The sequence below is a fragment of the Methylophilus sp. Leaf408 genome, from assembly GCF_916856905.1.
Classification (GTDB): Bacteria; Pseudomonadota; Gammaproteobacteria; order Burkholderiales; family Methylophilaceae; genus Methylophilus.
Window position 1 is genome coordinate 1,495,718 of sequence record NZ_CAKASK010000001.1, and the last position, 12,090, is coordinate 1,507,807.

General features: G+C 45.9%; 17 protein-coding genes. 5 read left to right on the plus strand and 12 right to left on the minus strand.

Features of this window, described 5'->3' with window-relative positions; all coding sequences use genetic code 11:
* Positions 1-7: 7 nt before the first annotated feature.
* Positions 8-535 (minus strand): RNA polymerase sigma factor, encoded by a 528-nt coding sequence (locus tag LPA26_RS06915; protein WP_229007793.1) that lies wholly within the window; start codon positions 533-535, stop codon positions 8-10.
* 101 nt (positions 536-636) lie between these two features.
* Positions 637-1,446, minus strand: a complete 810-nt coding sequence (locus LPA26_RS06920) for an AraC family transcriptional regulator (protein ID WP_229007794.1) — start codon at positions 1,444-1,446, stop codon at positions 637-639.
* Positions 1,447-1,549: 103 nt separating this feature from the next.
* On the opposite strand from LPA26_RS06920, the gene LPA26_RS06925 reads away from it, so the two are divergent.
* The gene (locus LPA26_RS06925; RefSeq protein ID WP_229007795.1) at positions 1,550-2,083 is read left to right on the plus strand and encodes a carboxymuconolactone decarboxylase family protein; all 534 of its coding nucleotides are present in this window, start codon (positions 1,550-1,552) and stop codon (positions 2,081-2,083) included.
* A 76-nt stretch (positions 2,084-2,159) separates the two neighbouring features.
* Here the strand turns inward: LPA26_RS06925 and LPA26_RS06930 are convergent, their stop codons facing one another.
* From LPA26_RS06930 to LPA26_RS06940, 3 genes are read right to left on the minus strand one after another with little or no spacing between them, the layout of a single operon-like run.
* Complete coding sequence (locus LPA26_RS06930) at positions 2,160-2,909, minus strand: alpha/beta fold hydrolase (RefSeq protein ID WP_229007796.1); 750 nt, start codon at positions 2,907-2,909, stop codon at positions 2,160-2,162.
* Between the two features lie 37 nt (positions 2,910-2,946).
* Positions 2,947-3,882 (minus strand): Kiwa anti-phage protein KwaB-like domain-containing protein, encoded by a 936-nt coding sequence (locus LPA26_RS06935; RefSeq protein ID WP_229007797.1) that lies wholly within the window; start codon positions 3,880-3,882, stop codon positions 2,947-2,949.
* Positions 3,879-4,451 (minus strand): hypothetical protein, encoded by a 573-nt coding sequence (locus LPA26_RS06940; RefSeq protein WP_229007798.1) that lies wholly within the window; start codon positions 4,449-4,451, stop codon positions 3,879-3,881. The genes LPA26_RS06935 and LPA26_RS06940 overlap by 4 nt, the downstream gene beginning before the upstream one ends.
* A 186-nt stretch (positions 4,452-4,637) precedes the next feature.
* Here LPA26_RS06940 and LPA26_RS06945 point away from each other — a divergent pair, with 186 nt between their 5' ends.
* The 3 genes from LPA26_RS06945 to LPA26_RS06955 all read left to right on the plus strand — a co-directional run bounded on the left by LPA26_RS06945 (position 4,638) and on the right by LPA26_RS06955 (position 7,315).
* The gene (locus LPA26_RS06945) at positions 4,638-4,946 is read left to right on the plus strand and encodes a BON domain-containing protein (RefSeq protein ID WP_055868003.1); all 309 of its coding nucleotides are present in this window, start codon (positions 4,638-4,640) and stop codon (positions 4,944-4,946) included.
* A gap of 269 nt (positions 4,947-5,215) precedes the next feature.
* Entirely contained in the window at positions 5,216-5,827 is a 612-nt protein-coding gene (locus LPA26_RS06950) for a DUF4255 domain-containing protein (protein WP_229007799.1), read from the plus strand.
* 3 nt (positions 5,828-5,830) lie between these two features.
* Positions 5,831-7,315: a phage tail sheath C-terminal domain-containing protein gene (locus tag LPA26_RS06955; protein WP_229007800.1), complete on the plus strand. Its 1,485-nt coding sequence runs from the start codon at positions 5,831-5,833 to the stop codon at positions 7,313-7,315.
* A gap of 67 nt (positions 7,316-7,382) precedes the next feature.
* Here LPA26_RS06955 and LPA26_RS06960 read toward each other — a convergent pair whose 3' ends face one another.
* The 7 genes from LPA26_RS06960 to LPA26_RS06990 form a co-directional block, all read right to left on the minus strand.
* Positions 7,383-7,721: a four-helix bundle copper-binding protein gene (locus LPA26_RS06960; protein ID WP_055868011.1), complete on the minus strand. Its 339-nt coding sequence runs from the start codon at positions 7,719-7,721 to the stop codon at positions 7,383-7,385.
* Between the two features lie 106 nt (positions 7,722-7,827).
* Entirely contained in the window at positions 7,828-8,133 is a 306-nt protein-coding gene (locus LPA26_RS06965) for a hypothetical protein (protein ID WP_229007801.1), read from the minus strand.
* A 123-nt stretch (positions 8,134-8,256) separates the two neighbouring features.
* Positions 8,257-8,790 (minus strand): cytochrome c, encoded by a 534-nt coding sequence (locus LPA26_RS06970; RefSeq protein WP_055868014.1) that lies wholly within the window; start codon positions 8,788-8,790, stop codon positions 8,257-8,259.
* A 256-nt stretch (positions 8,791-9,046) separates the two neighbouring features.
* A complete protein-coding gene (locus LPA26_RS06975; RefSeq protein WP_156376450.1) occupies positions 9,047-9,214 on the minus strand; it encodes a hypothetical protein in 168 nt (55 codons plus the stop codon).
* Between the two features lie 234 nt (positions 9,215-9,448).
* Positions 9,449-9,883: a hypothetical protein gene (locus tag LPA26_RS06980; RefSeq protein ID WP_229007802.1), complete on the minus strand. Its 435-nt coding sequence runs from the start codon at positions 9,881-9,883 to the stop codon at positions 9,449-9,451.
* Positions 9,884-10,088: 205 nt separating this feature from the next.
* Entirely contained in the window at positions 10,089-10,952 is an 864-nt protein-coding gene (locus LPA26_RS06985; protein WP_055868018.1) for an SDR family oxidoreductase, read from the minus strand.
* 137 nt (positions 10,953-11,089) lie between these two features.
* Positions 11,090-11,413, minus strand: coding sequence for a hypothetical protein (locus tag LPA26_RS06990; RefSeq protein WP_229007803.1), 324 nt, complete (start codon positions 11,411-11,413; stop codon positions 11,090-11,092).
* Between the two features lie 444 nt (positions 11,414-11,857).
* Here LPA26_RS06990 and LPA26_RS06995 point away from each other — a divergent pair, with 444 nt between their 5' ends.
* Complete coding sequence (locus LPA26_RS06995; RefSeq protein WP_229007804.1) at positions 11,858-12,061, plus strand: hypothetical protein; 204 nt, start codon at positions 11,858-11,860, stop codon at positions 12,059-12,061.
* Positions 12,062-12,090: the final 29 nt, after the last annotated feature.

Consider the following 12,090-nt stretch of genomic DNA (forward strand, 5'->3'; position numbering starts at 1 on the left):
AATACGATTAGTCACTGGCATGCAGTTGCTCTCTGAGAAAAGTCACTGCGTACCTTTTTCTTGCTAACAAGGTGTTGATAGAAACACCGGTTTCTGCGGCAATTTGTTTGAAGCTTTTGCCATCTATCTCATGTGCGATAAACACTTGTCGTTGCTCAATTGGTAGCTGATTAAGCGTTGCAATCACGTGTTCAACCAGCATTTTTCTTTCGTAAATTGAGGCCGGAGTTTCGGTTTCAATCGAAAGTATCGATTCCAGCCATAGGGAGTCTTCATCCTCATCCTGGTCAAGTGTGACCTCCTGCTTTTGCTTTCTAAAACGGTCAATAATGCGATTTTTTGCCACACGATATAACCACGCACCGACCTGCTCCAGCGGCTCAGGCAAGCGATAAGCCGACACAAACTCGTAGAACACATCCTGCAAAATATCATCTGCGTCACCGGCATTCGGGACACTTTTTCTGATGAAATTGCGTAGCCTGGCTTTTTCTTTATTGAATGTTTCTGTGATCACAGAATCTTGTTGGGCCATGCGCAAGTTGTTTTCTAAATGTGTATCCATGCTGTGTAGACGTTTCAGCTTTGGAAATATTGTATGGAAGCTGAAATATGCTTAAAAAGATGATGGCGCAGCTAATGCCACTCCGTCGGTGTAGTGCCTAGCCGCTTTGCAAACACCCGGCTGAATGCCGCTGAACTTTGGTAACCCACTTGGCTGGCAATGCTTTTGAGTGGCTTGCCTTGCCGGAGCAGGTTTTGCGCAATGGAGAGCCGCCAATCGGTGAGATAGTCTAACGGCGTGGTGCCTACCGTCGCTTTAAAGTTAGCAGCGAACCTGGCGCGTGACATGCCGGATACATCGGCCAGGGTTTCCAGTGTCCACGGATGTGATGGTTTTTCGTGCATGGCTTTCACGGCCTGCGCCAGGCGAGTATCTGCCAATGCTGCAAAAATGCTTTGCTGCAACTGACCGTGCTGAATCACATGCCGTAATACCTGAATCAGGAAATACTCTGCCAATCGGTCTAAGGCAGCCTGCCTTCCCAATGCTTGCTCAAATGCCTCGCTAAACAATAATTGCAGGGTGGGCGCAATGAGCTGCACTTCATTCAGAGGCACGATCACAAATTCTGGCAATGCAGTCGCCAACGGGCTACGCACACTGGCACCTAAATCAATCGAGGCACACACCAGCTCACAGGGTGAGCCCGCCACAGGCGTGAGCACATGTATGCTGGGGCGCGGGAAAAACACTACGCTGGGCTGTTCTATCTGTGAAATAGGCTGGCCTTTCCACATGAGGTCTAGCTTGCCGGACCGTAGCAAGTGGATATGTCCCACCTGCCCTGATCCATCAAAGTTTGCAATTTCACATAGATCACCGGTAAAAAATACTTTGGCAGACAGTGGAATCTGATTCAAAAGGGGTAATAATGGGTCCAAACGATACTCCTGATCAACATAACGAGACCTTTGATAATCATTAGTATTGCATGATATCTCCAACGCACAAAGCGTCTTAATAAACCAAACAAGGAGATTTATCATGGCACGAATTCAAACTATCAACCGCGAAACTGCCAGTGCGGAGATCAATGCAACGCTAGACACAGTCAAAGCCAAACTGGGCAAAGTCCCTAATCTGATTGCCACTTTTGCACAGGCACCGGTTGCGTTAAATGCTTACCTCAGCTTGAGTGAAGGAGTCACCAAAGGCCGCTTGACCGCCAAACAAAGGGAGTCGCTTGCACTTGCCATTGGGCAGGCCAATAGTTGCCAGTATTGCCTGTCTGCGCATAGCCTGATTGCCAGGGGTGCTGGCCTTAACTCGGAGGCTATCCAGGCCGCGCGTCATGCCGGGGCAAACGATGAAGTGACTGATGGACTATTGAAACTGGCAGTGAAAATTGTGCAACAGCGTGGGGTATTGTCAGACCAGGACTTGAGTGAAGCGCATTTGGCAGGTGTCGATGACGGTTTAATTCTAGAAGTGATTGCCAATGTTGCTTTAAACACATTGACCAACTACACCAACCATATTGCGCAGACGGAGATTGATTTTCCGGTGGTGGCAGTGTAAGCACGAGATCAGGCCACAACGCTGTGGCCTGATGAATTCTGGTGGTGATAATTGCTGAGGTTAATTTACGAACTGACTAAGCAAGAAAATTTTCAACCGTTTGTATAAACAGCTGTGGCTGTTCGGCATGGACCCAATGATCCGTTGGCAGACTGATCAATTCGGCTTTAGGGAAATGCTGCTTAATCTCAGCAATATCACTTTCTTGCACATATTGACTGCGCTCGCCGCGAATAAACAGGCAAGGCTTTGCAAAGTGCGCTGAAAGTGCAGCCTGAAATTTTGGGTAGTTACTTTTGATTGCTGGCAGATTGATCCGCCACTGTAACTGCCCTTCGACTTTTACCAGGTTAGTCAGTAAAAAGTGGCGCACCATCAGGTTGCTGATCGGTGCCTTTAATTCGCGATCAACATCATTACGTGATTCCGCATGGCTTAAATCTACGGTCATCATGGCGTTGATCAAATGCGTGTGTTCATCCGCATAAGCCCGCATGGCCATATCGACCACAATCAACTTGCTGACGCGCTCAGGGTATTGCGTGGCAAATTGCATGGCGACTTTGCCGCCTAAAGAATGCCCGAGTAAATGAATCTGCTCTAAATCTAAGGCATCGCATAGCTCCAGCAGGTCATCTGCCATGTCAGCGTAGCTTTGCGACTCACTATGCGGCGAGCGGCCATGATTGCGCAGATCAATACTGATCACCTGGAAATGTTGAGCAAAATGTTTGGCGATATTGCCCCAGTTATCGGCTGAGCCGAACAGGCCGTGTATAAGGACTAACGGCAGCCCCTCGCCTAGCGTTTGATAATGTAGTTGCATATTTTAGCTATGCCGACATTCACCGGCAGTAATGATATTAAGTGACTTTTTTCTTGACGGCGGCATCAAACATTTCGTGGTTGATCGGCGATTCCAGTCGGCCATTATTCAGCAATGTGAGTACCAGGTCTATCGAAGCCTCATTGATGACAATCGCGCCGTTTTCGACTTGCAGCCCCCAGTTTTTCAGCTGGTTGACCTTAACCAGTTCTTCCATGAATGTGGCGTCTTTGTAGTAGCCACTTTTCTGGATCGAAGACACCTTGCGCAGGTAATTCAGGTTGGCGCCTATATGTTCTTTCAGCAAGCTGGCATCGTTGAATATGTTCAGGTCTACAAATTCCTTTAGCACCACATCTCGGTTTTTCTCCATGCCGGCGCGGAAATTCAAAGTCTTTTCAAACTCTTTTTTATTGGCGATGAAAGTCGTGCCGTCATAAGTGAAAAAATCCACCTGGGTATCGATAGTGAAGATCTCCTTTTCATCCAGGTCTTTCAGTTCTTGGTCTTTGAACTGGATAAAAGACACATGCGACAGGCGGGCTGCATGATTGAGTTTACTGATTTTGCGGTAGGCGTAGATGGCTTTGTCCTGGTGCTCCAGCTTGATCACCATCGCCCATGAATCAAGTAATTGCTCATATTGCTCAACTTTGGCGTTGGCGGTGCCTTTTTCAATCTCGGCCTGGATCAGCATGACATCAGTCTCAGACGAAGCAATGGTTAACAGGCTTTTGTCCTGGTCGGCGGTCAGGAAGTCGTAATCATCCAGCTGGTAGTCCTGATCAAGGATTTTTTCGGTGACTGCATTTTTAAGCTTTTGCTCCAGTTTGGCATCAGTATCTACTTTTAACACCGAATATTTTGCCTGCTGCTGGCTGAGCTTTCTTTTCACCAGCCAGAAAGTGGTCACCCAATGCTTGAAATCACTGGCACGCAGGGCCTGCAAGGTATGTTTCACATTAGTCGTCACTGAGATTCTCCTTCGCCTGCTTCCTTCGTGACTTCTACATGAGTGACAAAGTACATTAAATTGGAAAGCCGTTTGATTGCGCAATAATCACCGACCTGGAAATGCTGTTTTGACAACAGCAGCCCCTGCCTCTCTTGCGTGCCATCTTTGAACTGGCAGTCATACAGCCCGTAACCGGCCAGCGCCAGCACCGGGTTGACGAACACATTTTGCGTACGGTATGACAGCACAAACATCAGGCTCAAAAAGATAAACAGGCATAACAGCAATTTCCAGTCACCCAGGTCAAACTTGTAAAAAGACATCATGTAGGGGATGGTATACGTAAACATATCGCCGGATTTATTGGATACCTTGGAAATCTTCACCGGTACGCCCTGCCTAATATTGCGCGCTGCACTCAAGGCAAATAAAGCGCTTATAGCGAAGATCACAAAAATAGCGAGCGCACGCATCGGGTGCTCGAAATGGAGCGTGTCTTCATTCAAGTCCTTGATGATGAGAATCAGGCCCAGTGGCGCGTAGCCGCTGATAAAAATGGCTAGCGCCGATAAAAAATGCAGTTGCATAATGCAAGCTTAGATAAGTTGATCCACCCAAGAATACAGGCAGTTTGCATTGCAATCAAATGGCATGCAACGGTGGTTAAAGCAAGTCAGCCCATTCCTACGTTACTATCAGAATTTAGTGTATTCACGGCATGAGGCGATTTTTGAATAATGGAACCTCCTAAATCCACTCAAGAAGGAAACATTATGAAAAATACAATCAAATCATTATTGCTGGTAAGTGCTTTGGCTTTGCCTATGGCTGGTTTTGCTGCTGACGGTGACTCATTGGGTACCAAAGTAGAAGATTCAGTAATCACAACTAAAGTTAAAGCTGCTTTCGCTAAAGACAAAGTTGTTAGCGCAACTGACATCAGCGTCGAAACTGATAGCAATGGCCTGGTACAACTGTCAGGCAATGCAAAATCTAAAGCTGAAGCTCAAAAAGCAGAAAAAATTGCTAAGAGCATCAAAGGCGTAACTGCCGTTAAAAACGAAATCGTTGTTGCTAACTAAGCAGCAATCGATACTTAGATAGACAAGACTTACAACTCGCCACATCTAAGCGCAGGACTTGCCCATAGGAATTTCAAAATTCCTATGGGTATTTAATTTTAGGGCTCTTATTCTTGAGCTAACTACATCCTCACCATCTTCAGTTGCCACCCGGCTTTGCGTTTACCATTCATTGATTCGCAACATACAGCGTCACATTAGCGCAACGTTAAGGGTCGCGCGCGCGTGCTAACCGTCCTATAATGGCTTGAACAGTCTGGGGAGAAGCCATGATCGCGCATGCATTAACCATCATTGTGAATGAGTTAAATCATCAACTGGTAGAGGCGTACGGTATCAGTAGTAATGCCACGCCAGCCGGATTGCATGATCTTTCTTCTGCGAATGCTCAGCCCGCCACGCGTGAAGGTTTAAACCTGACGCTGGTGAATATTCAGGAAGATGCCGGGTTAAAAAATTCGCCGCCGGGCATGACCCCCTCCCATACTGTTTATCAATCGCCGTCGCTGCAGCTAAACCTGCTTGTGTTGCTGTCTGCGACTTATGCATCCTATACTGAAGCATTATTAATGCTTGGACGCGCCATGCAGTTTTTCCACGCACAGCCATTGTTTAGCGAGATGAATGTGAAGCACGAATCCATGACGCACAATGCGCCGACGCATGCGCTGGACAGATTGCGCGAATTCAAGCTTGCGATTGATTTATATTCGCCGACACTGGAAGAAACGCATGATGTGTGGTCGACATTGAAAGCAGTGCCAGTGCCTTCTGCACTATATAAATTACGTTTACTGACCGTAGTGACAGATGCGCCGGACACCAAGGTGTTACCTATGCTGGAAAGACGGCTGCCCACCCCTAACCGCGATAAAAATTAAATCATGGCCCAATACAAAACTCCAGGCGTATATGTAGAAGAAATCGTCAAGCTACCCCCGACAGTCACCGAGGTTGAAACCGCATTTCCGGTGTTTATCGGCTATACAGAAAAAGCTGAGCGCGATGGTGCCTCGTTATTGCAGGTGCCTACCAGAATCTCGTCCTTAGTTGAATATGAATCCTACTTTGGTGGTCCGCCTGCACAGGCTGTGACGCTATGGCTAGATGAGCAAAACCAGCTCACTGATACCAGGGTTGATCATGTTTTTTACCTGTATGACAGCTTGCGTTTGTATTTTTTTAATGGCGGCGGCCCATGCATGATAGTGTCAGTTGGCGGCTACAGCAGTGCTATTTCTGCAGCAGCGCTTGCTCAGGGATTAAGCAGTATTGAAAAGGTATCTGAGCCAACCATCATCGTGATGCCGGAAGCCGTTGCCACTGAAAAATATGGCGCGCCGCTATATATGGCTGCACTGGCGCAATGTGCAGAGGTGCACAACCGTATCGTTATTTGCGACTTGGGTTACCACTCAACCGATACTGATTTTAGCGAAGTCGTGGATACATTCAGAAACGAGATCGGTAATGAGAATCTTAAATACGGAGCAGTTTATGGACCATGGCTGATCAGTACTCTTCCCAGAGAAATCCGGTTTGCAAATTTGGCCCTCAAGCGCACAACAGATGGCACCGACATCCGGCCGGAGAGCCTGACCAGCGATGCCAGTATTCTTGAATTGATCGCACAGATCCGCCTGGCAGAAACCTCAGGAAACAGTGTTGAGATAGAAGCAACAGCAGTTAACACTCAAATTGGGCATAAATCTTTACAGCAGCTATACAATGAACTCTACTCCCAGTTTGAATTATTCAGAACTTGGGTGACTCAATCGACGGCAGCCCTGAATACCATCCCGCCAGGCGGCGTAATGGCGGGCATTTATGCACGCGTAGATGCTAATCGTGGCGTCTGGAAAGCCCCGGCTAATATGTCTATCAATGAGGTCGTAGAGCCTGTATTTGCAATCATAGATGACCTGCAAGATACGCTGAACGTGCATGCTACGGGTAAATCCATCAATGCTATTCGTCGTTTTAGCGGCAAAGGGACCCTGGTGTGGGGCGCGCGGACCTTGGCAGGCAATGACAATGAGTGGCGTTACATCAGTGTGCGCAGATACTTCAACTTTATCGAAGCATCCGTAAAACAAGCGATTCAGGCATTTATATTTGAACCCAACGATGCCAATACCTGGGTCAAAATTAAGGCCATGATTGAAAGTTTCCTAACATTACAGTGGCGTGCAGGCGCATTACAAGGCGCTAAACCTGAACATGCTTTTTACGTAGCTATTGGCTTGAACAAGACCATGACAGCCCTGGATATCTTAGAAGGGCGCATGCTGCTGGAGATCGGGTTGGCCAGTGTGAGACCAGCTGAATTTATCATTCTGAAATTTAGCCAGAAAATGGCTCAGAATTAATTATCAACGTTTAGATATAAAAAATGGAGAGGCCAGATAGCCTCTCCATTTTTACTATTGATCGTGCTTATGCATACTCGGCAACACCTACCTTGAGGCATTCTTCGGCACAACGTCTGCAAGCTTCCGCACAGAGACGGCAATGCTCAGATGCATGTTTTTCACATTCTTCCGCACAGGCAGTACAAATTTCAGCACAGTCCTGGCAGACCAAATCGACGAACTCACTACCACGGGCAATAAATGAAGCTGTCAAACGGCAAAAGTCGGCACAATCCATATCATGTTCAATGCAGGTTCGCATCATCGGGTTGGCTTCGCTTTCGCAAGCGATGGCACAGCTGTCACATGCATCTGCAGCCTTTTTACAGAGATCCATGCACAATTTTAAATTCTGTTCGTTCATCTTAATCTCCAAAATAATAAATCAGCTGTCAGGAACCACATTCGATAATAGTGACTTACGTTCTCACCCCCATTAAAAAGGAGTGAAAACGCAAATTTACAGAGGGCTATTTACCCTGTTGAACGTTAGTACCACCATCAGCAGGTTGCTCATGGAAGCGTTTGCTTTTTTCCATATTGCTGCCAGGCTTGGATTGTTTATTACCAGAGCCTTGGTTGGTACTGTTACCATTGTTGTTGTCTTGCTGTTCTTGCAGATAATCACCATTTTTGGTGGTGTTAGGCACTTCTTTTTTCTGCTGATGCGCAGGCGGTACATCACGACCCGCACCAGCATTAGTGTCCGCTGCAAAGGCAGCAGTCGTCGTACACATAAACAGACCTGCAAGTAAAACTGTGAATAATTTATTCATGGTATCTCCTCAAAAATTATTGGATTGCTTCTTATTTTAGAAGCGTGATAACCATGTTACTTACCCACGTTTTACTTGTATGTAAGCAGGCCTACGAATGTGATGTAGGATAATGACGAGCGCTTAACTATCCTCGTTACCGGTCAGGCTGCCATGGCTACGAATCCAGGCAATCACCTTCAATAATTCATCCGGTGAAATACCATTATTAGGGTCGGAAGGGTCCATCAGGCCTTTACCTTTTGCACCCATACCGCCGTTAGTACCGTGCCACACGGTTTCAAACATACCTTTGTTAGTGGCATCTTTGGCATAATTATAATTTGGACCAGTCAATGCCGGGCCTACCTGGCCACCGGCTTCAGGGCCATGACACTGTGTACATGAATACAGCTGGAAAATTTTCTTACCGGCTTTAATCGCATCATCCTTACCCACATATGGGTTTTTACCTGTGGCTAAAAACTCTTTCGCAGCAGGCGTATCAAATAACTCAGGTTTGATTTCCATTGGAGAACCATCCTGGGTGGTAACGAATTTGATGGCCGGTCCACTGGCACCTGCAGAAGCAGCCTCACCAGAGCCGGATTCATTTTTGTTACAGGCGGTAAGCCCTGTGATCAACACCAACATGCCAAGTCCGAGCTTAGTATTCATGCTTATTCTCCTTAGTATTAAATGTTCTCTTGAAAAATTATTGTAGTCACTGCTTATATAAGCATTGCTTGCAGACCGATTATGAATAAAACAGAAAGTGCCGCCCATGTAAGAATGGCGCAATCTCTTGTAGGACGATTCGGACAGAGGATCTTTTTCGCTATCAAATCAGGAAGGATTTCATCAGTCTCAGGCATTAAAAAAGCCCGGATTTCTCCAGGCTTTTCTATGTGCAGCTAGTTAGAACTTGCTTACTCTAGCCGTGCTGCTTGTTACTTTGCTGACGGGATTTATCTTGCTGGCTACCAGGCGATTGCTGTTTTCCACCTTGCGCATGTTGCTGCTGATCTTTGCTGGTAGAGCCAGATATTTTAGAACTGGATTTATCCTGCTGCTGATTTTTGTTATTTTGTACATTTGCCATTGTTAAATCTCCTTCGGAATATTATTTGGTCAAACCGTTACTTGAATGACCTAAATGTTTCTTGAGAAATATAGTAACGTGAGTTCATGATAAAAGTGTTTTAGCAATGACTTTATCGTGAAAGCGCCTAATCTGCTGTCAGAATATCCAACCTTTTCACCTATATATACCAATTGTCTGAAACAAAAAAACCTGGATTACTCCAGGTTTTTTTATGATCAAGCGTAGCAGGCATTAATTACCACTATCGCCTTCACCTTGCTTATTGCCACCTGATAAAGGCTGGCTACCAGGCGCCTCATCTTTACCAATATTGGACTGTTGTTTTTGGGCTGGGTCAAGATGCTCAGTACCTGCACCAATGCCTTGTTGCTGTTGATCTTGCTTAGGCTGATTCTGTCCTTGTTGGCTTGGATTCTGGCCTTGCTGATTATGCTGACCCTGGTTTTTCTGATCTTGGCTGGATTGACCCTGGTTCTGCTGACCTTGTCTTTGTTGATCCTGACCTGGTTGTACCTGATTCTTATGGTCCTGGTTTTGTTGACCTTGGCCTGCCTGATTTTGCCCTTGCTGGCCTTGACCCTGTTGGCCTTGACCTGGTTGGCTTTGATTCTGCTGACCTTGATTTTTCTGATCTTGGCCTACTTGATTATCTTGTGGATTTGACATATCGCTTCTCCTAATGTGTAGATGCAGCCAAAGGGTTAGTAGGCTGAATCCCTAATTTTAAATTTAACCCTAAGTTATATTAGGTGACCCCAACTGCCACGGTTATCATCCAATGACGTATTCTGTTGTCAGACAAACTAATGCTTAATGGTTAACTTAATAAACAGGTCGCTAATTAATCCACCCGGCAACATGTGGAAACTGGTTAGCCATTCACAACTTCACCACCGTTTGCATGTAAAACCTGGCCAGTCATATACGAAGAGTCCTGGCAGGCTAAAAACACATAGGCAGGCGCAATTTCACTTGGCTGCCCTGGGCGCTTCATTGGCACCTGATTACCAAACTCACTCACTTTCTTCTCATCGAAAGTGGAAGGGATCAAAGGCGTCCACACCGGTCCTGGAGCGACAGCGTTAACATAAATCTCTTCTTCGACCAACTGTTTTGCTAATGAACGGGTAAATGAAACCACCGCGCCTTTGGTCGATGAGTAATCCAGCAGTTCAGGGCTGCCACGATAAGCGGTAACGGAAGTGGTGTTGATAATGTGGCTCTTTTTCGGCAAGTGCGGCAACGCCGCCTTGACCAGGTAAAACATCGAGAAAATATTATTGCGGAAAGTATGTTCCAGTTGTCGCTGTGTAATATCGAGGATACTTTTTTGCGGAAATTGCTGGGCGGCGTTGTTAATCACAATATCCAGCTTGCCGAACTGCTTTAAAGTATTCAGCACGGATTGCTGACAAAATGCTTCATCTGAAATATCTCCCGGCAGTAACAAACATTTGCTACCGTAAGATTCGACCAGCGCTTTCGTCTTGTGCGCATCCTCGTGCTCATCAAGATAGACAATCGCCACATTGGCGCCTTCAGCTGCAAAGTGCACCGCCACTGCGCGTCCAATACCGCTATCACCGCCGGTAATGATGGCTACTTTATCTTTTAATTTAGCACCGGCACTATATGCAGCATCAATATAAACTGGTGCTGGCGTCATCTCTTCTTCCGAACCCGGTTGATCTTCCTGATGTTGTGGCGGGTTAAGTTTTTCTTTTGCTGCTTCCATACAAGTTCTCCTAACGGCTAGTTGGCAGGATAGCTAACTAGCAAAACTACTGTGCTTCATGTGTATATCTGTGTCATGTGTTCTAGGTGGAAAAACCAGGCTATCACCTGGCTTTTTCCAGAGTGGCTTTCTGTGACTTAATTCTGCAGATTGTTCTCAAACGAGGTAGGCTGCATAGGCTCTCGAGGAGTAGGAATATCTTTCTCGCGGTTTGGCAAACCTTCAGCAGGTACTTCGGGTGGCACAATCACGCCGCGCTCATGTGGCATTTTCGGTGGCACATTCACGCTATCCGAATCCATATCACAGGAAGGTTTTTTTGAGTTTGGGGAGTTATCACAGGGTGGCACTGCATTATTTACCGGAGGTTTGGTGAGGGGCTTTTTAACTGGTTTATCAGCACCCCAGGCCGTCCCTATCATTGGCATCATTACAAGTATCATCACAATTAATTTACGCATAACTACTGCTCCTTTATTTATTGTTAAGGGAAATACTACTGAACCAGAAATAAACGGTTTTATTGAATTTCCACGTTAGTTTAGGGGCACATTAATAACCATGTCATAGGCAAAAACTGATTTCACTGTAGGAATCGGTTTCATTTGTATTAATTGAGCGTTGCAACAAGAAAAAAACGTCAAATTCGAGAGGGGTAATTTAGCCTGATATTAGCCATGAATTAGGCACCTTAACAGGCGTAAAGACTTGTGTCAGACAGGTCTGACAATACAATCAGTAGCCGACCTATGTTGAAAAACATACTTCATTTTTACACTCAAGCCTTCGTTTGACAGTAATCATCATTTTCTGAAAGCTGGAAAATTGATCTCAGCCTGACTCATGCAAAATGCTGTGGGTTCATTAGAAGTTTTCAGTTAAATCATGTATTGGCAGGAGTCTTTATGCGTAATACCAATCAAGCTCTATCCATGTACGAAAACTCGCTGTATGAAAACTCGCTGGTTTCTGCAATGAGTGTTGAGAAAGCCAGGATGGAGATCGCCAAAGCGCGTGTACTTCTTGCCTGCCCTCGTCCGATGTTGGCGAATTCGTATGATTCAAACGATGCTGATTTTTCGACTAACCCTGATTCAGATAATGCCTAGCCATTGTTTTACAGATCAATTTGGAGACA